1 protein-coding gene is annotated in these 323 nt (G+C 52.9%); it reads right to left on the reverse strand.

Features of this window, described 5'->3' with window-relative positions; translation table 11 throughout:
* Position 1 precedes the first annotated feature (1 nt).
* Positions 2-280, reverse strand: coding sequence for a stress-induced protein YchH (gene ychH / locus D4N35_RS17935; RefSeq protein ID WP_000823885.1), 279 nt, complete (start codon positions 278-280; stop codon positions 2-4).
* Between the last annotated feature and the right edge of the window lie 43 nt (positions 281-323).

Consider the following 323-nt stretch of genomic DNA (forward strand, 5'->3'; position numbering starts at 1 on the left):
GTTAGCTATGACGGCGATTATCGCTACGGCGGCAACGTTTGTCATAGTGGCGAACCCACCAGTAACGGTCGCACACCTGTTCATGCCCGCCAACACGGGCACCCGCCAGCCAGAGAATGGCACCGACGAAAATACTTAGCACTGCACCATGTGCGAAATACTGGGGCATATTAAACTGTGGTAACTGGTTGAGGATTGAATACCCCACGCCGACCACCATTACCACCAGACCCAACCCCATGAGCACGTTACCGAGTAACGAAGCGTTTTTGCGTTTCATATGTCACCTCCGGAACTTTCTGGGTTGTAACAGGGAATACCCC

Source organism: Siminovitchia fortis (assembly GCF_003605365.2).
Classification (GTDB): domain Bacteria; phylum Bacillota; class Bacilli; order Bacillales; family Bacillaceae_C; genus Siminovitchia; species Siminovitchia fortis.

Coding starts and splice junctions, on each gene's coding strand:
- ychH (WP_000823885.1), bottom strand. CDS start 280: ATGAAACGCAAAAACGCTTCGTTACTCGGTAACGTGCTCATGGGGTTG.